General features: G+C 68.4%; 1 pseudogene. It reads right to left on the minus strand.

The window, feature by feature from the left end:
- Positions 1 to 278: pseudogene (pheS, locus tag NE591_RS12445) on the minus strand (phenylalanine--tRNA ligase subunit alpha); the annotation flags it as partial.
- Positions 279 to 440: the final 162 nt, after the last annotated feature.

A 440-nucleotide genomic window follows, 5' to 3' on the forward strand; every position in this document is an offset into this window, starting at 1 on the left:
GCCGCCCCCATGGCCGCCTCAAGCTCGGCGGCATCGAGCGCCGCCTTGCGGGCGGCCAGCGCCTCTTCCACGTCCACGCGGGCCGCGTTCACGGCCTTGCCCACGCTCGCGCGCTCTTCAGCGTGCACCTGGCCCATGGATCTCAAGTACCCGGTCAGCGTGCCGGACTTGCCCAGCACCGCCACGCGCACGGCCTCGAGCGCCACCGACGTGTCCGCTGCGGCGATTTCGGCCAAGGTGCGCTCGCGCAGCGCCGCCAACTCCTCTGCGATTGCCATAAGGTTCGCCTTTCTTCTCGAGCCAACAAAAAAGAGCCTTCTTCCGTCCCGCCTGGGGCCGCTTGCGGCTTACCAGGAATCCAAGGACGGGAGAAGGCTCTCGCGGTACCACCTCGGTTGGCAACGCGTCAGCGACCCGAAGGGAATCGCAGTGCGGCGTCG

This window comes from Adlercreutzia sp. DFI.6.23 (assembly GCF_024462535.1).
In the GTDB taxonomy this organism is placed as follows: Bacteria; Actinomycetota; Coriobacteriia; order Coriobacteriales; family Eggerthellaceae; genus Adlercreutzia; species Adlercreutzia rubneri.